We start from the raw sequence: 18,866 nt of genomic DNA, 5'->3' as shown, positions 1-18,866 counted from the left end.
AATCGCAGCGGAGCGTGCAAATGGGAGCGAGTGTATGCCTGCCGCCGGGAGATTTCAGGGCCTTGCTGAATATGACTCGGCGATGATCCGGTCGGACTAAGCTCGCCCGCAGCGCACCGAGTTGAGCTGGATTCGGGCGTTTGTTCCCCCGTGCGTCGATGGTGCGCATTGATCCCCGGCACGAACTGTGGCGAACCATCGCCGACTTCCCCGACCCGACCGTTCAGAGGGCATACATGGTGAGTGTTCAATCGCCTCCCGGTGGCCGAGACATCCCCTACACACGCGTGCTGTTGCTGCCCGCCATGGTCATGGCCGCCACCACCGGCGCGGCCGTCGCCCTGGTCACCCAGCCCGCCCGCCTCGCCGTGGCCCTGTGCGGCGCGCTCGGCACGCTCCTGGTGGTCGCCGTCGCGGCCGAGGCCGTCCGGCGCGGACGCCTCCTCAAGGGGCTGCGCCTCCAGTACGCGCGGCACACCGCCGACCTGGAAGCGCGCATCTCCGCCCAGGAACACCGCACGATGCGCGTCGCCAAGGAGGTCCTGCCGCACGCCCTGTACCGGATGCGCACCGGTGACAACCCCCGGGACGCCGTCCGCAACACCTGCGACTCCGACCCCGCCTTCCGCGACACCACCCAGGGCGAGCGCGAACTGCTGCGCCTCGCCCTCAAGGAGATCGACCGCGAGGAGGCCATGCGCGACGCCGCGCAGCGCGCCTTCGTCTCCATCGCCCGCCGCGTCCAGGCCATCGTGCACAAACAGGCCCAGGAACTGCGCGAGATGGAGGAGGACCACGGCCGCAACCCGGAGGTCTTCGACGACCTCCTGCGCATCGACCACGGCACCGCCCTGATCGGCCGGCTCGCCGACTCCGTCACCGTCCTCGGCAACGCCCGCCCCGGCCGCCAGTGGCCCAAGCCCGTCCGGCTCTACAGCGTGTTGCGCGGCGCCATGTCCCGCATCCTCGAATACCCGCGCATCGACCTGCACGCGATCTGTGACGTGGCCATCAGGGGCGTCTCCGTGGAGCCCCTCATCCACGCCTGCGCCGAGCTCCTCGACAACGCCACCCGCTACTCGCCACCGCAGACCCGGGTGCACGTCACCGCCGTGGAGGTGCAGACCGGCATCGCCATCGAGATCGAGGACGGCGGCGTCAGCCTGGGCGAGGAGCAGCGCGCCAAGGCCGAGCGGATGCTCGACAAGGCCAAGGCCGGCATCGACCTGAACGACCTCGGCGAGAACCCGCGCCTCGGCCTCGCCATCGTGGGCCGCCTCTGCTCGATGTACGACATGCAGATCTCGCTGCGCCAGTCCGCCTACGGCGGCGTGCGCGCCGTCCTCGTCGTGCCGCGCGACATGATGAGCACCGGGCCCGCGCCCGGCCTCGCCCACGGCATCGGCGCCACCGCCGTCCCCCGCGTCGACCACAACGGCGTACCGATCAAGGAAGAGCCGCGGCTGAAGAAGACGCGCCGGCCCACCACGGGTCCGCGCCCCTCCGCCCCGGTCGTCACCGCGATGGAGGACGACGTCCCCGTGGTCACGGAATGGCGGGCCAACGGACTGCCGCAGCGGCGCCGCAAGGTCGACACGAAGATCATCGACGACCAGATCGTCGTGACGCCCCGCCACCCCGATCTGTCCGGGCCGGCGTCCGGAGCGGGTTCCGGCGGCGGCGCGAGGCCGGGCTCCGGTCGCGGCCCCGCCTCCGCCCCGCCCGCCGAACCGGAGCACGAGCGGCCCGCGCAGCCCGAACCGGGCCTGTGGGTCGAGGCGTTCATGAACGGGCTGAAGCCCGGCGAGAACGGCGCGGCCGCCGGTGCGGACCCGGACAAGCCGTACGACGACGCGTACAACCAGCAGGTCGACGAGGGAGACCGCCAGTGATCCAGCAACGCGCCAACTTCGACTGGATGCTCAAGGAGCTCGCCGACGGCGTGCCCAATGTGCGCCAGGTCGTGGTGCTCTCCGCGGACGGTCTGCGCATCGCCCGGTTCGGCGGCGATCCCGACGGCGCCGACCGGATCGCCGCGGCCTGCGCCGGACTCCAGTCCCTCGCCTCCGCCGTCGCCTCCGAGATCCCGGAGAGCAACGGCAAGATGAACATGGTCATCATCGAGGTCGACGGCGGCTTCTTCTATCTGATGGCCGCGGGCAAGGGCGCGTACCTCGCCGTCCTCGCCGACCCGTACGTCGACGCGGGGCTGATCAGCCACCAGATGCGCGACCTCGTCATCCGCATCGGCGCCCACCTGACCAGCCCGCCCCGACGCAACGGCCAGACCGTATGACGCCACGCTCCCTGGAACCGCCGTTCCGCGACGAAGAACCGCCGCCCCAGCGCGAGCGCCGCCCGGCCCCGGGCCCGGACGAGAAGGGCCCCAAGGACCCCAGGGACCCCGAGCGGCTCTACGTCATCACCGGCGGCACCGAGGGCGCCGAGCGCGCCACCCTCGACCTGGTCACCCTCATCGTGGCCCGCGCCGACCCCCCGCCGGCCGCACCGCCGGAACAGAGCGCCGTCCTGCGCATGTGCCGCACGCCCCTGTCCACGGCGGAGATCTCGGCCTATCTCAACCTGCCGTTCAGCGTGGTCACCGTGCTGCTCGGCGAACTCCTCGCGGCCGAACTCGTCCAGTCGCGGGCACCGGTGATCCGGGGCGCCGTCGCCGACCGTTCCCTCCTCGAAGCGGTGATGCATGGACTACAGAAGCTCTGACGCCGGCGCCGCGACGGAGACGCCGGCGAGCGGCGTTCACATCCCCGGCCCGCGCGCCGAGGACCGGATGCCCGAGACGGTCACCTCCGCCGTGAAGATCGTCATCGTGGGCGGGTTCGGTGTTGGCAAGACCACGATGGTCGGCTCGGTCAGCGAGATCCGCCCGCTCACCACCGAGGAGACGATGACCCAGGCGGGCATCGGCGTCGACGACGACTACGGCTCCGAGACCAAGACCGCCACCACCGTCGCCATGGACTTCGGGCGGATCAGCATCACCGACGAACTCGTCCTCTACCTGTTCGGCACGCCGGGCCAGGAGCGGTTCTGGTTCCTGTGGAACGGACTGTTCGAGGGCGCGCTCGGCGCCGTCGTGCTCATCGACAGCCGCCGCCTCGAAGTCAGTTTCGACGTGATCGGACGCCTGGAGGAGCGCGGCGTGCCGTTCGTCATCGCGAACAACGCCTTCCCCGACGGGCCGAGTTACCCCACGGAGGAGCTGCGCCACGCCCTCGACCTCGACCCGCACGTCCCGATCATCGAGTGCGACGCGCGCCGCCGCGCCTCCAGCCGTGACGTCCTCATGACCCTCATGCGCTATCTGCACGAGATGGCCGTACGGGTCTGACGCCATGGCGTCCCCACGCGCCCCGTGCGCCCTCACCCCGCCCCCACCACCCCTGTTGCCTTCACGACCGGAGCGATCACCGTGACGTCTCCCTCCCAGCCCTCCCAGTCGCCCGCCGGCTACGACCCCCTGGGCGACCCCGCGTTCGGCCCGCCGCCGGGCTGCCCCGCGCACGCGCTCGGTCCCGACGGGATCCGCCGGCTCTACGGGCCCGAGGCCGACGCGGACCTCGCGGCCGTCTACGAGAAACTCCGCGCCGAGCACGGGCCCGTCGCCCCCGTGCTCATCCACGACGACGTACGCATGTGGGCGGTGCTCGGCCACAGCGAGAACCTCCACATGATCCGCTCCACCTCCCAGTTCAACCGCGACGCCCGCAACTGGACCGCCCTGAAGAACGGCACGGTCAAACCCACCCACCCGCTCGCGCCGGTCTTCAGCTGGCAGCCCATCTGCTCCATGACCGAGGGGGCCGAACAGCTGCGGCTGCGCGGCGCCGTCACCCACGCCCTGGAGATCATCGACCACCGCAGCCTGCGCCGGGCCATCAACAAGGCCTGCCAGGAGATCATCAACCGGTTCTGCGAGCGCGGCTCGTGCGACGTCGTCAGCGAGTTCGCCGAGCACCTGCCGATGATGGTCATGCTCGACATCTTCGGCGCCTCCGAGGCCTACAGCGAGCGCTTCGTGCAGGCCGCCCGCGACATGATCAAGGGCACCGAGACGGCGATCGCCAGCAACGAATACATCATGGGCATCCTCATGGAGCTCACCGCCCGCCGCCGGGGCGGTCCCGACGACGACTTCATCAGCCGGCTGATCGCCGCCCCGGCCGGCCTCACCGACGACGAGGTGGGCCAGCACCTGCGGCTCGTCCTCATCGCCGCCTACGAGGCCACGGCCAACCTCATCGCCAACGTGCTGCGCACCGTGCTCACCGACCCGCGCTTCCGCGCCCAGCTCAACGGCGGGCAGATGACCGTGCCGGAAGCGGTCGAGCAGTCGCTGTGGGACGAGCCGCCGTTCAGTGCGATGGTCGCCTACTTCGCCAAGGTCGACACCGAGCTGGGCGGACAGCACATCCGCGCCGGTGACGGACTGATCTTCGGCATCGCGCCGGGCAACGTCGACCCGGCCGTGCGCCCCGATCCGACCGAGCACATGCAGGGCAACCGGTCCCACCTCGCCTTCGGCGGCGGACCCCACGAGTGCCCCGGGCAGGACATCGGGCGCGCCATCGCGGACATCGGCGTCGACGCCTTCCTGATGCGGCTGCCCGACGCGGAACTCTCCATCGACGAAGGGGAGTTGCGGTGGCGGTCGACCATCCTCTCCCGGCACCTCGTGGCGCTGCCCGTCTCCTTCACGCCGCGCGCCCAGCAGTCCGTCATCACCAGGCCCAGCATGGTGCCGCCGCCGCGGACCGACTGGCAGGTGTCGTCCGGGGGCCCGGTGCCCGCGGCCGCGCCCACCGCCCCGGCCGGCCCCGTGGAACCGGACACCGCCCCGGCCCCGCCCACGGCCGGCGACGAGGCGCGGGATGCGGCCCCGGTCTCGGCTTGGCAGCGGTTCCTGCGGTGGTGGCGGGGCTACTGAGCCCAGGACTCGTAGGACTCCCAGGCCGCCAGCCGCCGCTCACTCACGAACCTGTGCTCGTGGCCCGTCACCGGGTCCCGGAACTCCAGGGTGCGGGCGAGGAGTTGCAGCGGCCTGCGGAAGTCGTCGGGGCGGCACTCCTCGGCGATCCGCGGATAGAGCGGGTCGCCGAGGATCGGCAGGCCGAGGGAGTTCATGTGCACCCGCAGCTGGTGGGTGCGGCCGGTGTGCGGCGTCAGGTGGTACAGGCCCAGCGCGCCCCGGGTGGCCTGGAGCCGGATCGTGCTCAGCGCGTTCGGGACGCCGCCCGGGACCTCGTGCGCGGTCAGGACGCCCCGCTCCTTGTCGATCCTGCTGCGGACGGTGGCGGGCAGTGGCACCGCGGGGTCGTACGGGGCCACCGCCTCGTACTCCTTGGTGACCTGCCGGTCGCGGAACAGGGTCTGGTACGCGCCGCGCTCCTCGGGCCGTACGACGAAGAGCACCAGGCCCGCGGTGAGCCGGTCCAGGCGGTGGGCCGGGCTCAGGGCCGGCTCTCCCGAGAGCCGGCGGAGCCGGGCCAGCACCGTCTCGGTGACGTGGCTGCCGCGCGGGGTGGTGGCCAGGAAGTGGGGCTTGTCCGCCACGAGGATGTGCGCGTCGCGGTGGACGACCTCGACGGCGAACGGGACCGGATGCTCGGGTTCCAGGTCCCGGTGGAACCAGACGTGGCCACCGGGGCGGTAGGGCGTCGCCGGGGTGATGGGCGTGCCGTCCGCGCCGACGATCCGGGCCTCGGCGATCATCGCGTCGACCGTCCCCTTCGGTGCGGCCAGGCGGTCGACGAGGTGGGCCCGCACCGTCTCCCACCGGTCGGCCGGCGGCATCCGTACGCGGACGGCGTCGATGCCGTCGCGCTGGGGGAGGGGGGAGGGCGGGGTGCGGTGCCTGCGGTGTCTCATCCCGGGTCAGGGTACGGGGCGCTCTCCGCTCGGTGCCCGTCCTGGGCGGGTCCGTCGGTCGGCGCCCTCGGCGCCCTCGGCGCCTGAGCGAAGCCCCGAGCCCCGCTCCTCAACCGCCGGCGGGGCCGGGAGATGATCACCTGCCTCTCGGTCGGGTCAGGCGGGTGCCGGAGCCTCCTGCTCCGCCTCCACCTGCGCGTTCCAGTCCCGCTTGGACGCCTGCCAGCCGTCCTCGTTGTGGCCCAGGCGCCAGTACCCGGAGATCGACAGGTCCTCGCGCGGGATCCCACGGTCCACCCGCAGATGACGGCGCAGCTCCTTCACGAAGCCCGCCTCACCGTGCACGAACACGTGCGGGCGGCCCGCGGGGAAGTCGAGGCCGGTGACCGCGGCGATCAGCGCCTGGCCGACAGGGCGGCCCGCCCGGTGCAGCCACGTGACCTCGACGGGCGTCTCGATCTTCTGCTCCTCCTCGGGGCCCTCGACCTCCAGGAAGGCGTGGGCCCGCGCCCCCGGCGGCAGCGCTTCCAGCGCGGCGGCCACGGCGGGCAGCGCGCTCTCGTCGCCGACGAGCAGGTGCCAGTCGGCCGACGCGTCGGGGGCGTAGGCGCCGCCCGGGCCCATGAAGTGGATCGTCGCGCCGGGCTGGACGCTCGCCGCCCAGGGACCGGCGAGGCCCTCGTCGCCGTGGATCACGAAGTCGAGGCAGAGCTCGCGCGCCGCCGGGTCCCAGGCCCGCACCGTGTACGTCCGGGTCACGGGCCACTGCTCGCGCGGCAGTTCCTCCCGGATGCGCTCCACGTCGAACGGCTCGGCGTACGTCACACCGGCCGGCGGGAAGAGCAGTTTGACGTAGTGGTCGGTGCAGGTCAGCTCGGGGAGGTCCGCCAGGCCCTCGCCGCCGAGCACCACGCGCTGCATGTGCGCGGTGAGCCGCTCGGTGCGCACGACCTGCGCCGAGCGGGCCTTGCGGGGCTTGCGGGCGGGACGCTCGGCCATGTGCCGTCTCCTTGATCGGTGCTGCGCGGCGTAGTTAGGCAAGCCTAAGCTAGCACCTCAGGCCGAGAGGGTGGTGCGGAGGCGGTGGAGGGATCCGCCCAGGCCCCAGCGGGTCGCCAGCTGGTCGAGCAGCTCGGGGTCGTGCGGCGTACGCGGCAGCGTCGTGGTGACGCTCGGCAGCGGCACGTCCGGTGCCACCTGCACCACCTGGGGCGCCACCTTCAGGTAGGGCCGCGACTCGTTCAGCCGCTTGCGTTGGGTCGGCGTCAGCTTGGAGGCCGGATCGTCCACCGCGGCCATGATCCCGGCCAGGTCCCCGAACTGCGCGAGCAGCTTCGCGGCCGTCTTCTCGCCGATGCCGGGCACCCCGGGCAGCCCGTCGCTCGGGTCGCCGCGCAGCAGCGCCATGTCCGCGTAGCCGGAGCCGTCCACCCCGTACTTCTCGCGGAGCAGCTCCTCGTCCGTGATCTGGAGGCTGCCGACCCCCTTGAGGGGGTACAGCACGCGGCGCTCGCGCGCGTCGTCGACGAGCTGGAAGAGGTCGCGGTCGCCGGTGACGATGTCGACCGGGCCCGTCGCCCGCGCGGTGAAGGTGCCGATCACGTCGTCCGCCTCGTACCCCGCCACACCCACGCGCGCGATGCCCACCGCGTCCAGGACCGCCTCGATGATCGGCACCTGCGGGGAGAGGGTGTCGGGGACCTCCTCCTCGTCCGGCGTCCCGGCCGCCGTCTCCTCGGCGACGCGGTGCGCCTTGTAGGACGGGATGAGGTCGACGCGCCACTGCGGGCGCCAGTCCGCGTCCATGCACGCCACCAGGTCGGTGGGGTGGTGGTCGTGGACGAGCCGGGTGATGAATTCGAGCAGCCCGCGCACCGCGTTCACCGGCGTGCCGTCGGGGGCCTTGACGGAGTCCGGCACCCCGAAGTAGGCCCGGAAGTACAGGGACGCGGTGTCGAGCAGCATCAGGCGCTGGTTCGTTTCCTGGGTCACGCTCCGCATCATGCCGCACGCCACGGACAGTCACCGTTCGTCGCGGAATCCGGGGTGAAGGGTTAACAGAATGTGAACTGGGCCACTGTTCTGTTTGGTTCGCATAAACCTGGGGAGGTGCCGCCTCGGAGCGGACCCGGTCGCACGTTCAACTATTGACGGCGCGGCCGGCTTCACGCGGGCCGACCCCGCACCGCACCACGGCCCGCCGGCGGGGGAGGCGGGCCGTCTTGGTTCGACCCGAGAGGTGTATGTGTCCAGGCTTGAAGCCGAAGACCTGTACAAGGTGTTCGGCAGACGACCCGATGAGGCGGTGGAGGCACTCCGCCGCGGAGCCGACCGTGAGGAACTGCGCGCCGACGGCACGACCGCCGCGGTGATCGACGCGTCCTTCACCGTCGAGCCCGGGCAGATCTTCGTCGTCATGGGTCTGTCGGGATCCGGCAAGTCCACCCTGCTGCGCATGCTGAACGGACTGCTGGAGCCCACGGCGGGACACGTCCGTTTCGACGGCGACGACCTGACGCAGCTGTCCCCCCGCGAGCTGCGCGAGGTCCGCTCCAAGAAGATCAGCATGGTCTTCCAGCACTTCGCGCTCTTCCCGCACCGCTCCGTCCTGGAGAACGCGGCGTACGGCCTGGAGGTGCAGGGCGTGCCCCGCGCCGAGCGGGACGCGCGGGCCACGGAGGCGCTGCGCCTGGCCGGCCTGGAAGGGTGGGAGAAGTCCTTCCCCGACGAGCTGTCCGGCGGTATGCAGCAGCGCGTGGGTCTGGCCCGCGCCCTTGCGACCGACGCCGACCTGCTGCTCATGGACGAGTCGTTCAGCGCGCTCGACCCGCTGATCCGGCGTGACATGCAGGACCAGCTGCTCGATCTGCAGAAGACCCTGAAGAAGACCATCGTCTTCATCACCCACGACCTGAACGAGGCCATGCGCCTGGGCGACCGCATCGCCGTCATGCGCGACGGCCGCATCGTCCAGATCGGCACCGCCGAGGACATCCTCGTCACCCCGGCCAACGAGTACGTCGCCTCCTTCACCCAGGACGTCGACCGCTCCCGCGTGCTGACCGCCGGCGCGATCATGGCCACCCCCGAGGAGGGGTACACGGCGGCCGCCGCCCCGGCGACGGTCACCGAGTCCACCCCGATCATCGAACTCTTCACGCCCTGCTCCACCAGCTCCATACCCGTCGCCGTGACCGGTGAGGACGGCGCCCTCGTCGGCGTCGTCCCGCGGGAGCGTCTGCTGGCCGTCCTCGGGGAGCCGATGAAGTCCGTGGAGAGCGACGGCGCGGCCCCCGGCCCCGCCCAGGAAGCGCCGAAGGACGCCGTCCCGACGCCGCGCGGCGAGGGCGACGGACCGGTGGAGAAGGTGAACGCCGGTGCCTAGGATCCCCTTCGGTGACTGGGTCAACGACGTGGTCGAGTGGCTGCTCAACCACATGTCGTGGCTCTTCGACTTCTTCAAGACCATCTTCGACGGCCTCTACGACGGCATCGGCGATGTGCTCCAGGCCCCCGAGCCCCTCCTGCTCGCCGGTATCTTCGCCGTCATCGCCTTCTGGCTGCGCGGCACCACCGCGGGCGTGCTGACCTTCGTCGGGTTCTGGTTCATCGACAACCTGGAACTGTGGGACGACGCGATGCTCACGCTGTCGCTCGTCCTCGTGTCGACGATCATCGCGCTCGTCATCTCCGTGCCGCTCGGCATCTGGGCGGCCCGCTCCAACCGGGTCAGCGGCCTCTTCCGGCCGGTCCTCGACCTGATGCAGACACTGCCGGCGATGGTCTACCTGATCCCGGCCATCCTCTTCTTCGGTTCCGGCGCCCCCGCCGGCATCGTCGCCACACTGATCTTCGCGCTGCCCCCGGGCGTGCGCATGACCGAGCTGGGCATCCGGCAGGTCGACAAGGAGCTGGTCGAGGCCGCCGACGCGTTCGGCACCAAGCCCGGCAACACCCTGATGCGGGTGCAGCTGCCGCTCGCCCTGCCGACGATCATGGCCGGTGTCAACCAGGTCATCATGCTGGGCCTGTCCATGGCCGCCATCGCGGGCATGGTCGGCACCGGCGGTCTCGGTGGCGCCGTCAACGAGGCCATCGGCCAGCTGAACGTGGGCCTCGGCGCCGAGGCCGGCATCTCCATCGTCATCCTCGCGATCTACCTCGACCGCATGACCAGCTCGCTGGGGCAGCAGGTCTCCCCGCTGGGCCGCCGCGCGCTCGCCAAGGTGCGCGCCGCGCAGGGCCTGAAGATCTGGTCCTACCGCCCCCGTCCGGCCGTCGCCATGGTCGGCGTCGTCGTCCTCGCGCTCGTCGCGGGCGGCATGGGCGTCTTCGGCGGCTCCACGTCGACGACCGCCTCGGGCGACACCGGCAACGTCGGCCAGGGCAAGAAGATCTCCATCGGCTACATCCCCTGGGACGAGGGCGTCGCCTCCACGTTCCTGTGGAAGGAGATCCTGGAGGAGCGCGGTTTCGAGGTCGAGGCCAAGCAGTTCGACGCGGGTCCGCTCTACACCTCGCTCGCCCAGGGCGCCGTCGACTTCGAGACGGACTCCTGGCTGCCGACCACGCACGCCCAGTACTGGAAGAAGTACGGCTCCAAGCTGGAGGACCTGGGCTCCTGGTACGGCCCCACGTCGCTGGAGCTGACCGTGCCCTCGTACATGAAGGGCATCGACTCCCTCGCCGACCTCAAGGGCAAGGGCGCGACGTTCGGCGGCAAGATCACCGGCATCGAGTCGAGCGCCGGCGAGACGGCCCTGCTGAAGAGCAAGATCCTCAAGGCGTACGGCCTCGACAAGGAGTACAAGGTCGTCGACAGCTCCACGCCGGCGATGCTGGCCGAGCTGAAGCGCGCCTACGCCAAGAAGAAGCCGATCGTCGTGCCGCTCTGGTCGCCGCACTGGGCGTACAACGACTACGACCTGAAGAAGCTCAAGGACCCCAAGGGCGCCTGGGGCAAGGGCGACGGCGTGCACTCGCTGGCACGCAAGGGCTTCGGCACCGACTTCCCCGAGGTCGACAAGTGGCTCAAGGACTTCAAGATGAGCGAGAAGCAGCTCACCAGCCTTGAGGCCGAGATCAACAAGACCGGCAAGGGAAAGCAGCAGGACGCTGTGAAGACCTGGCTGAAGAAGAACCCGGGCGTCGTCGACAAGCTGGCCCCGGTGAAGAAGGCGAACGCGGCCGAGACCAAGCGGCCGGTGAACGTCGCCTGGTTCCCCTGGGACGAGGACGTCGCCGTCACCTACCTGTGGAAGAACGTCCTGCACAAGCGCGGCTACAAGCTGAACCTCAAGCAGATGGACGTCGGCCCGGTCTACACCGGCCTCGCCAGCGGTGACCTCGACGTCAACTTCGACGCCTGGCTGCCGTACGCGCAGAGCAACTACTGGAACAAGAACAAGGACAACCTGAAGGACCTGGGCAGCTGGTACAGCCCGACCTCGCTGGAGGTCGCCGTCCCGTCCTACGTGAAGGGCGTCAAGTCCCTCGCGGACCTGAAGGGCAAGGCGAAGACCTTCGACGGGAAGATCATCGGCATCGAGCCGGGCACCGGCGAGATGAACCTCCTGAAGAAGGAGGTGCTCCCCGGGTACGGCCTGGACAAGGAGTACGAGGTCGTCGACGGCTCCACCCCGGCGATGCTGGCCGAGCTGAAGCGCGCCTACGCCAAGAAGGAGCCGGTCGCGGTCGTGCTCTGGTCGCCGCACTGGGCCTACAGCGAGTACAAGCTCACCAAGCTGGCCGACCCGAAGAAGAAGTTCGGTGAGGGCAACACCATCCGGACGATCTCCCACAAGGACTTCCCGGCGAAGTACCCGCAGCTCACGAAATGGTTCAAGGACTTCAAGATGAGCGAGGACGAGCTGGGCAGCCTGGAGGCCGAGATCAAGAAGCGCGGTCAGGGCCAGGAGGAGAAGGCCGTCTCCGCGTGGCTGGAGACGCACCAGGACGTCGAGAAGCGGATGACCGCCTCCTGACGGCCACGGCGCCCTGTGCGCCGCCTTCGGACCGAGGGGTGGGCCCCGCCGCGGCAGCAGCCGTGGCCGGGGCCCACCCCTTCGGCGTGGGCGGCCGGCGGGCCGATCGTGACCCACTGCTTATCCCGCTCGCATGAAACCGGCAGGCGAACATGCGTAGGGTGCAAGTAAACGATCCGGGCAATGCGGTGGGAGGGAGCGGATGTCATGGACGAACACAAGGAGACACTGCGCGTGGGCGCGGCCGTCCGGCGCCGGCGCCGGACACTCGAACTGACGCTCTCCGCCGTCGCCGAGCGCAGCGGCCTGTCCGTGCCCTTCCTCAGCCAGGTCGAGAACGAGCGGGCCCGGCCCAGCCACCGCTCCCTGGAGAAGGTCGCCGACGCCCTCGGCACCACCGCGGTCGAACTGCTCGCCGCCGCGGACCCGGCCCGCACGGTGGACCTGGTGCGCGCCGACGACACGAGCGTGGAGGACGGCTCCGCGGAGGGCGGCGGCGCCTTCGTCGTCCGCTCCCTGGTCCGCGGACACCACCAGATGCACGCGCAGGAATTCGTCGGCGACCACGACCCGGGCCGCGAGTTCCAGCTGCGCAACGACGTCCTGATGCACGTCACCGAAGGCGCCGTCGAGGTGGAGGCGGAGGGCCGCGCCTACCGCCTGGTGCGCGGCGACACCCTCTACCTGACCGGTGGCGTACGGCACCGCTGGCGGGCGACCGTCGCCGAGGCGCGGGTCCTCGTCGTGGCGGTCGCGGAGCACATCGACGCGGTCGACGAGCCCGGACCGAAGTAGCGGCCGTGCGGGTCGTCTCCCTGGTCCCCTCGCTGACGGAGGCCGTCGCGGTGACGGTTCCCGGCGCCCTGGTCGCGGCCACCGACTGGTGCAGCCATCCGGTGGACCTCGGCGTCGCCCGGATCGGTGGCACCAAGAACCCCGACGTGCCCGCCGTCGTCGCGCTGCGGCCCGACCTCGTGGTCGCCAACGAGGAGGAGAACCGGGCGGCGGACCTCGCCGCCCTGCGCGCCGCCGGGATCGAGGTCCTCGTCACCGAGGTGCGCCGGCTGCCCGACGCGCTGCGCGAGTTGGACCGGGTGGTGACCGCGTGCGGAGCCGCGTCCCGGCCCCGCTGGCTGGACGAGGCCGAGGCCGCGTGGGACGCGCCCGCGCAGGTCGTGGCGGAGCGCCGGGTGCGGGCCGTCGTGCCCGTCTGGCGGCGCCCGTGGATGGTGCTCGGCCGCGCCACCTTCGCCGGGGACCTGCTGGCACGGCTCGGCGTCGACCACGTGTACGCGGGGCACGCGGAGCGCTATCCGCGCGTCGCGCTCGACGAACTCCGGGCCTGCGGGGCGGAGCTGGCGGTGCTGCCGGACGAGCCCTACCGCTTCACGGCGGAGGACGGGCCGGAGGCGTTCGAACTTCCCGCGGCACTGGTCAGCGGGCGCCATCTCACCTGGTACGGGCCGTCCCTGGGGGAGGCCCCGGCGGTGCTGGGGGCGGCGTTGCGGGGTGCGGTCACCTAGGTACGTACGGGCCTCGCGCCCAGGCGGGGGACCGGAGTCAGGCGGCCGGTGCCGGGGACCGTGCCGGGGCGGGGGCCGTGAGGAGGCGGCCGGTGAACAGGCCGTGTGCCGTACGGGTCACCGCCACCGCCCAGGCCGCGACCAGGACCGCGTAGAGCACGAGGGCCAGGGCGTCGAACGCGGCCAGGCCCGTGTGCTTGCCCAGGCCCTCCGCGCCGGTGACGCAGGTGCCGACCGGGAACGTGAACGCCCACCAGGTCATCGAGAAACCCATGCCCGCGCGGCGGGCCCGGACCACCAGGGCCGCCGCGAGCGCCAGCCACAGCAGGGCGAAGCCCATCACCGGGACGCCGAACAGGACCGCGAACACCGCGAAGCCGCGGGCGTAGGGGGCGGGGAGGACGCCGTGCGCCACGTCGGCGAACTTGTTCGCGGCGGTCGTCGACTGGCCCAGCGGGCCGAGGACGAGGAAGAGCGTCGGTGCCAGGGCCAGGGGGAGCGGGCCCGCGGTGACGAGGCGGGCGAAGATCAGCGGCAGCATCACGAGCGTCGCGAGCAGGCTCATCCCGAACATGCCGTGACAGGCCAGGAGCAGCGCCTGCCGGCCCTGGCCCGGTGGCAGGTGCGGGACGAGCAGCGGTCCGACCGCCGCCGACACCATCGGCGCCACCACGGGCAGCAGCCACACCGGCGCGGCCCGGCCCGGCTCGATCCGGTGCCGGACCACCATCAGGTACGGGACGGCGACCGCCGCGGCGAGCCCGGTCAGGGTGCCGGCCGTGAAGAGCACCGTGTCGACGGCGAGCGCGGCCCCGAGCCCGATCCAGTCCCGGCCGAGCAGCAGGGCTCCGGCGCCCACGGAGAGCAGCGCCATCGACAGGCAGCCGTAGAACGGGGCCACCGCCGGGTCCAGCAGGTGCGCCCGCGCCTGGTCGCGGTGGTGCGTCCAGTGCAGGGCCCGCGCGGCGAGCAGCACCAGCAGCGCCACGGCCGACACCGCCCACACGGCGGTGCAGGCCGCCCGCGGTACGGCGGACGTCGCGGGCAGGGTCGCACCGGCGTTCGCCACGATCGCGGTGCCCATGACGGCGGCGTACCAGTTCGGGCCGAGGTGGCGGACGGCGGGCGCGCGGTGCTGCGTGGCGCGGGGGCCGAGGGCTGCGGCGGGGTGGGCGGCGGTGACCATGACCCCACCGTGACGGGCGGACCCGCCCCCCACCAGGGCCGTTGCCGCTATGGGGGCATAAGCTGGGTTTATGAGCGTGGAGTCCAGTGGGGGGAGCGCCCGGGAGCGGCGGGAGGCCGCGGGGTCCGGGGCGGCGCCGCCGGGCATGCTCGCGCACCGGGTCCCCGATCTCGGCGCGCTGGAGCTGCTGCTCGCCGTGGCGCGGCTGGGCAGCCTCGGCGGGGCGGCGCGCGAGCTCGGCATCACGCAGCCCGCGGCGAGCAGCCGGATCCGCTCGATGGAGCGGCAGCTCGGTCTCGCCCTCGTCGACCGCTCGCCCCGCGGCTCCCGGCTCACGGACACGGGCGCCCTGGTCACGGACTGGGCGCGGCGGGTCGTGGAGGCGGCGGAGCAGTTCGACGCCGGGACGCAGGCCCTGCGCGACCGGCGGGACTCGCGGTTGCGGGTGGCGGCCAGCATGACGATCGCGGAGTACCTGCTGCCCCGCTGGCTGATCGCGCTGCGCGCCGAGCGGCCCGACACCGCGGTGTCGCTGCTCGCGGGGAACTCCGCCGCGGTCGCCGAGCGGCTGCTCTCGGGCGAGGCGGACCTCGGGTTCGTGGAGGGGACCGCGGTCCCCGCCGGTCTGGACGCCGCCGTCATCGCCCACGACCACCTGATCGTGGTGACGGCCCCGGGCCATCCCTGGGCCCGCAGGCGCCGGGCGCTCACGGCGGCGGAGCTGGCCGGCACGCCGCTCATCCTGCGGGAGGAGGGGTCCGGTACCCGGCAGGTCCTCGACGCGGCGCTCGGCGGTCTGGCCCGCCCGCTGATCGAGCTGTCGTCGACGACCGCGGTGAAGGCGGCGGCGGTGAGCGGGGCGGGGCCCTCCGTCCTGAGCGAGCTGGCAGTGGGGGAGGAGCTGGCCGCGCGGCGGCTGGTCCGGATTCCGCTGGAGGGGGTGCGGCTGGCGCGGGATCTTCGGGCGGTGTGGCCCACGGGGCACCTGCCGGTGGGGCCTGCCAGGGATCTGCTGGGGTTGACGCGGTCGGCGTGAGAGGGCGCGGGCCGGTCCTGTTCCGGGCGCGCCCGGCGCCGGTGCTGAGGTCACGGGGCGCTGCCCCGGATCCCGCTCCTCAATCGCCGGAGGGGCTGAACAGCTCGGCTCTCAGAAGCCGTGGGGGGCCGCCGCCGCTCGTACCAGGCCCTCGGTGACGCGGGTGTCCTCGCCCATCTCCGGATGCCACTGCACGCCCATGACCCAGGTCATCCCGGGCAGTTCGACGGCCTCCACGGTGCCGTCCGCCGCGTGCGCCGACGCCACCAGGCCCCGGCCGAGCCGGTCGATGGCCTGGTGGTGGTAGGCGGGCACCTGCGTCTCCTCCGGCACCAGCTCCCCGTACCGGGTGCCGGGCACCGATGTCACCGCGTGCCGCCCGAAGGCGCCGATCTCGTCCCGGTGGCCGTCGAGGTGCTGGGTCAGCGTCCCGCCGAGCGCCACGTTCAGCAACTGCATGCCGCGGCAGATGCCGAGCAGCGGGGTGCCGGACGTCATCGCGGCCCGGATCAGCGCCAGTTCCCAGGTGTCCCGCTCCGTCGCCGCCGGGCCCGTCCGCGGGTCGCGTTCGGCGCCGTACCGGGCGGGCTCCACGTCCGGGCCGCCCGCGACGATCACCCCGTCGAGCCGCGCCACCACCGACGGCGCGTGCCGGGCGTCGTCCGGCGGCACCATCGCGGCGAGCCCGCCGGACGCCTGGACGAGCTGCGGGTAACCGGCCGGCAGAAGCGCCGTGGGCAGCTCCCACACGCCCCAGCGGGTCTGCTTCTCCCAGTAGGTGCTGATGCCGATCAGCGGCCTGCTCTGCATGGTGCCGTGCTCCCGAACCTCGGTCGTGTCCCTGCGGGCGGGCATTTCGCCCGGTGCCCGCTCCGGCGACAGCAGAGCGTACGAGATCAGCCGCGCGGGACACCGCCACGTTCAGCATGCGGGCACCGCCCCCGTTCCCTTCCGGCCGCCCAATGGGATGAATACGAACCTTTGCGGAAAGGCTGCACGGAGAGCGACCCCCGGGCCGGGGCCGGGGCCAGGGCGGGTCAGGATCAGGTCAGGAATCCGCGCAGCAGCGCGGCCGTCCCGGCGCAGTGCTCGCGCATCGCCTCCCGCGCCCCGTCCGCGTCGCCGTCGAGCACCGCCGTCACCAGCGCGGTGTGCTGGCGCTGGGAGTGCTCCAGGTTCCGTACCAGGAGCGGGATGCAGTCGAGGAGGTCGTTGACCGTCGCGCGCACCGCCGCGTACTGCGCGGCCAGCGAGGGGGAGCCGGAGAGTCCGGCGAGCGTCAGGTGGAGCAGCGTGTCCGTGCGGCGGTAGTCGGCGAGCGGCGCGTCATGGGTGGCGGCGAGCGCCGCGCGCAGCCGCCCGGCCCGCTCCGCGTCGAGCCCGTGCGCCGCGCACAGCCCGGCGGCCCCGGCCTCCAGCACCTCCCGGAAGCGCAGCACGTCCTCGATGTCCACGCCGTTGATCCGGCGCCGCAGTTCCTCCTCGCCGGCCGCCCCGGACCGCGGCAGCACGAACGTGCCGCCGTAGCGCCCGCGCCGCGACTCCACCAGGCCCTGGTCCTGGAGCACCTTCAGGACCTCCCGCAGCGTGACCCGGCTGATGCCGAGCCGGTCCGCCAACTCCCGCTCCGACGGCAGCCGTTCGCCGCCGGGCACCAGGCCGAGCCGGACGACCTGGAGGATCTGCGCCAGCGCCTCCTCGAAACCGTTGCCCGCCCGCACCGGGCGCAGCACCGTCCCGAGGCCCCCCTCGGCTCCCGTGTGGGACATCTGGCCCAACCCCCTTCCCAAGCAATGGTTCTCGGCAATACCTTATGGCTCTCGGCCGACCCAAGGGACCCTCCGGGCCCCAAGGAGGTTCCTCCCGTGGCAGACCGCACACCGCCCGCGGCGGCGGACCGCACACCCCCGCTCTCCGTGGAGGCGCTGCACGCCCTCGTCGCGGGCGGCGAGATCGACACGGTCGTCCTGGCCTTCCCGGACATGCAAGGCAGGCTCCAGGGCAAGCGGTTCGCCGCGCGCTTCTTCCTCGACGAGGTGCTGGAGCACGGCACCGAGGGGTGCAACTACCTCCTCGCCGTCGACGCCGAGATGAACACCGTCGACGGGTACGCGATGTCCTCCTGGGACCGCGGCTACGGTGACTTCGCCATGCGCCCCGACCCGGCCACCCTGCGCCGCGTCCCCTGGCACGAGGGCACGGCCCTGCTCATCGCCGACCTCGCCTGGGCGGACGGCTCGCCCGTGGTCGCCGCGCCCCGGCAGATCCTCCGCCGCCAGCTGGAGCGCCTCGCCGAACACGGCCTGAGCGCCCAGGTCGGCACCGAGCTGGAGTTCATCGTCTTCAAGGACACCTACGAGCAGGCCTGGGACGCGAACTACCGGGGCCTGACCCCGGCCAACCAGTACAACATCGACTACTCCGTCCTCGGCACCGGCCGGATCGAGCCCCTGCTGCGCCGCATCCGCAACGACATGGCGGGCGCGGGCCTGAGCGTGGAGTCCGCCAAGGGCGAGTGCAACCCCGGCCAGCACGAGATCGTCTTCCGCTACGACGAGGCCCTCGTCACCTGCGACCAGCACGCGATCTACAAGACGGGCGCCAAGGAGATCGCCGCGCAGGAAGGCGCCTCGCTCACCTTCATGGCGAAGTACAACGAACGCGAGGGTAACTCCTGCCACATCCACCTCTCGCTCACCGACGCGGACGGCGCGAACGCGATGGCCGGGCCCGACGGGATGTCCCCGCTCATGCGCCACTTCCTCGCCGGCCAGCTCGCCGCCCTGCGCGACTTCTCCCTCCTGTACGCCCCGCACATCAACTCCTACAAGCGCTTCCAGCGCGGCTCCTTCGCCCCGACCGCCGTCGCCTGGGGACATGACAACCGCACCTGCGCCCTGCGCGTCGTCGGCCACGGCCGCTCGCTGCGCTTCGAGAACCGGCTCCCCGGCGGCGACGTCAACCCGCACCTCGCCGTCGCCGGCCTGGTCGCGGCGGGCCTGTACGGCGTCGAGCGGAAGCTGGAGCTGCCCGAGCCCTGCGCGGGCAACGCGTACGAGGCCGGCTACCCGCACGTCCCCACCACCCTGCGCGAGGCCGCCGAGCTGTGGGAGAACAGCCCGATCGCGGCGGCCGCCTTCGGGGACGAGGTCGTCGCCCACTACCGGAACACGGCGCGGGTCGAACTCGACGCGTTCGACGCCGCGGTGACCGACTGGGAGCTGCGCCGCTCCTTCGAACGCATGTAA

The 18,866-nt window shown here is 72.2% G+C and carries 17 protein-coding genes; 11 read left to right on the top strand and 6 right to left on the bottom strand.

Translation table 11 applies throughout. The features are described from left to right. The first annotated feature begins 236 nt into the window (after positions 1-236). The 5 genes from ABZY33_RS26780 to ABZY33_RS26760 all read left to right on the top strand — a co-directional run bounded on the left by ABZY33_RS26780 (position 237) and on the right by ABZY33_RS26760 (position 4,948). Positions 237-1,892 (top strand): ATP-binding protein, encoded by a 1,656-nt coding sequence (locus ABZY33_RS26780; RefSeq protein ID WP_356494234.1) that lies wholly within the window; start codon positions 237-239, stop codon positions 1,890-1,892. Continuing rightward, complete coding sequence (locus ABZY33_RS26775; protein WP_356494233.1) at positions 1,889-2,296, top strand: roadblock/LC7 domain-containing protein; 408 nt, start codon at positions 1,889-1,891, stop codon at positions 2,294-2,296. The genes ABZY33_RS26780 and ABZY33_RS26775 overlap by 4 nt, the downstream gene beginning before the upstream one ends. Next, positions 2,293-2,724: a DUF742 domain-containing protein gene (locus ABZY33_RS26770; protein ID WP_356494232.1), complete on the top strand. Its 432-nt coding sequence runs from the start codon at positions 2,293-2,295 to the stop codon at positions 2,722-2,724. The genes ABZY33_RS26775 and ABZY33_RS26770 overlap by 4 nt, the downstream gene beginning before the upstream one ends. 67 nt (positions 2,725-2,791) lie before the next feature. After that, the gene (locus tag ABZY33_RS26765) at positions 2,792-3,352 is read left to right on the top strand and encodes an ATP/GTP-binding protein (RefSeq protein ID WP_356494256.1); all 561 of its coding nucleotides are present in this window, start codon (positions 2,792-2,794) and stop codon (positions 3,350-3,352) included. Positions 3,353-3,481: 129 nt separating this feature from the next. Continuing rightward, positions 3,482-4,948: a cytochrome P450 gene (locus ABZY33_RS26760; RefSeq protein ID WP_356494255.1), complete on the top strand. Its 1,467-nt coding sequence runs from the start codon at positions 3,482-3,484 to the stop codon at positions 4,946-4,948. Here the strand turns inward: ABZY33_RS26760 and ABZY33_RS26755 are convergent. From ABZY33_RS26755 to ABZY33_RS26745, 3 genes are all read right to left on the bottom strand, one after another. After that, the gene (locus ABZY33_RS26755; RefSeq protein WP_356494231.1) at positions 4,942-5,889 is read right to left on the bottom strand and encodes a pseudouridine synthase; all 948 of its coding nucleotides are present in this window, start codon (positions 5,887-5,889) and stop codon (positions 4,942-4,944) included. The two genes, ABZY33_RS26760 and ABZY33_RS26755, sit on opposite strands and share 7 nt — an antisense overlap. Before the next feature lie 156 nt (positions 5,890-6,045). Continuing rightward, complete coding sequence (locus tag ABZY33_RS26750) at positions 6,046-6,888, bottom strand: siderophore-interacting protein (protein WP_356494230.1); 843 nt, start codon at positions 6,886-6,888, stop codon at positions 6,046-6,048. Between the two features lie 57 nt (positions 6,889-6,945). After that, positions 6,946-7,890: a 5'-3' exonuclease gene (locus ABZY33_RS26745; RefSeq protein WP_356494254.1), complete on the bottom strand. Its 945-nt coding sequence runs from the start codon at positions 7,888-7,890 to the stop codon at positions 6,946-6,948. Between the two features lie 244 nt (positions 7,891-8,134). On the opposite strand from ABZY33_RS26745, the gene ABZY33_RS26740 reads away from it, so the two are divergent. The 4 genes from ABZY33_RS26740 (at position 8,135) to ABZY33_RS26725 (ending at position 13,396) form a co-directional block, all read left to right on the top strand. Beyond that, positions 8,135-9,274, top strand: coding sequence for a glycine betaine/L-proline ABC transporter ATP-binding protein (locus ABZY33_RS26740; protein ID WP_356494229.1), 1,140 nt, complete (start codon positions 8,135-8,137; stop codon positions 9,272-9,274). Beyond that, a complete protein-coding gene (locus ABZY33_RS26735) occupies positions 9,267-11,873 on the top strand; it encodes an ABC transporter permease/substrate binding protein (protein ID WP_356494228.1) in 2,607 nt (868 codons plus the stop codon). Before ABZY33_RS26740 ends, ABZY33_RS26735 begins: the two co-directional genes overlap by 8 nt. 207 nt (positions 11,874-12,080) lie before the next feature. Next, the gene (locus ABZY33_RS26730; RefSeq protein ID WP_356494227.1) at positions 12,081-12,668 is read left to right on the top strand and encodes an XRE family transcriptional regulator; all 588 of its coding nucleotides are present in this window, start codon (positions 12,081-12,083) and stop codon (positions 12,666-12,668) included. 5 nt (positions 12,669-12,673) lie between these two features. Further along, positions 12,674-13,396 carry a helical backbone metal receptor gene (locus ABZY33_RS26725; RefSeq protein WP_356494226.1) on the top strand — a complete coding sequence of 241 codons (723 nt, stop codon included), beginning with the start codon at positions 12,674-12,676 and terminating at the stop codon, positions 13,394-13,396. 37 nt (positions 13,397-13,433) lie between these two features. Here the strand turns inward: ABZY33_RS26725 and ABZY33_RS26720 are convergent, their stop codons facing one another. Next, positions 13,434-14,582 (bottom strand): TDT family transporter, encoded by a 1,149-nt coding sequence (locus tag ABZY33_RS26720; protein WP_356494225.1) that lies wholly within the window; start codon positions 14,580-14,582, stop codon positions 13,434-13,436. A 145-nt stretch (positions 14,583-14,727) separates the two neighbouring features. On the opposite strand from ABZY33_RS26720, the gene ABZY33_RS26715 reads away from it, so the two are divergent. Beyond that, positions 14,728-15,618: a LysR family transcriptional regulator gene (locus ABZY33_RS26715; RefSeq protein ID WP_356494253.1), complete on the top strand. Its 891-nt coding sequence runs from the start codon at positions 14,728-14,730 to the stop codon at positions 15,616-15,618. Between the two features lie 111 nt (positions 15,619-15,729). Here ABZY33_RS26715 and ABZY33_RS26710 read toward each other — a convergent pair whose 3' ends face one another. Both ABZY33_RS26710 and ABZY33_RS26705 read right to left on the bottom strand, forming a co-directional pair. Beyond that, positions 15,730-16,428, bottom strand: a complete 699-nt coding sequence (locus tag ABZY33_RS26710; protein WP_356494224.1) for a gamma-glutamyl-gamma-aminobutyrate hydrolase family protein — start codon at positions 16,426-16,428, stop codon at positions 15,730-15,732. 233 nt (positions 16,429-16,661) lie between these two features. After that, complete coding sequence (locus tag ABZY33_RS26705) at positions 16,662-17,387, bottom strand: FCD domain-containing protein (RefSeq protein ID WP_356494223.1); 726 nt, start codon at positions 17,385-17,387, stop codon at positions 16,662-16,664. 96 nt (positions 17,388-17,483) lie between these two features. On the opposite strand from ABZY33_RS26705, the gene ABZY33_RS26700 reads away from it, so the two are divergent. After that, positions 17,484-18,866, top strand: coding sequence for a glutamine synthetase family protein (locus tag ABZY33_RS26700; protein ID WP_356494222.1), 1,383 nt, complete (start codon positions 17,484-17,486; stop codon positions 18,864-18,866).

This window comes from Streptomyces sp. NPDC006552, assembly GCF_040611655.1.
Lineage (GTDB): Bacteria > Actinomycetota > Actinomycetes > Streptomycetales > Streptomycetaceae > Streptomyces.
This window is presented reverse-complemented; position numbering and strand designations above follow the sequence as displayed.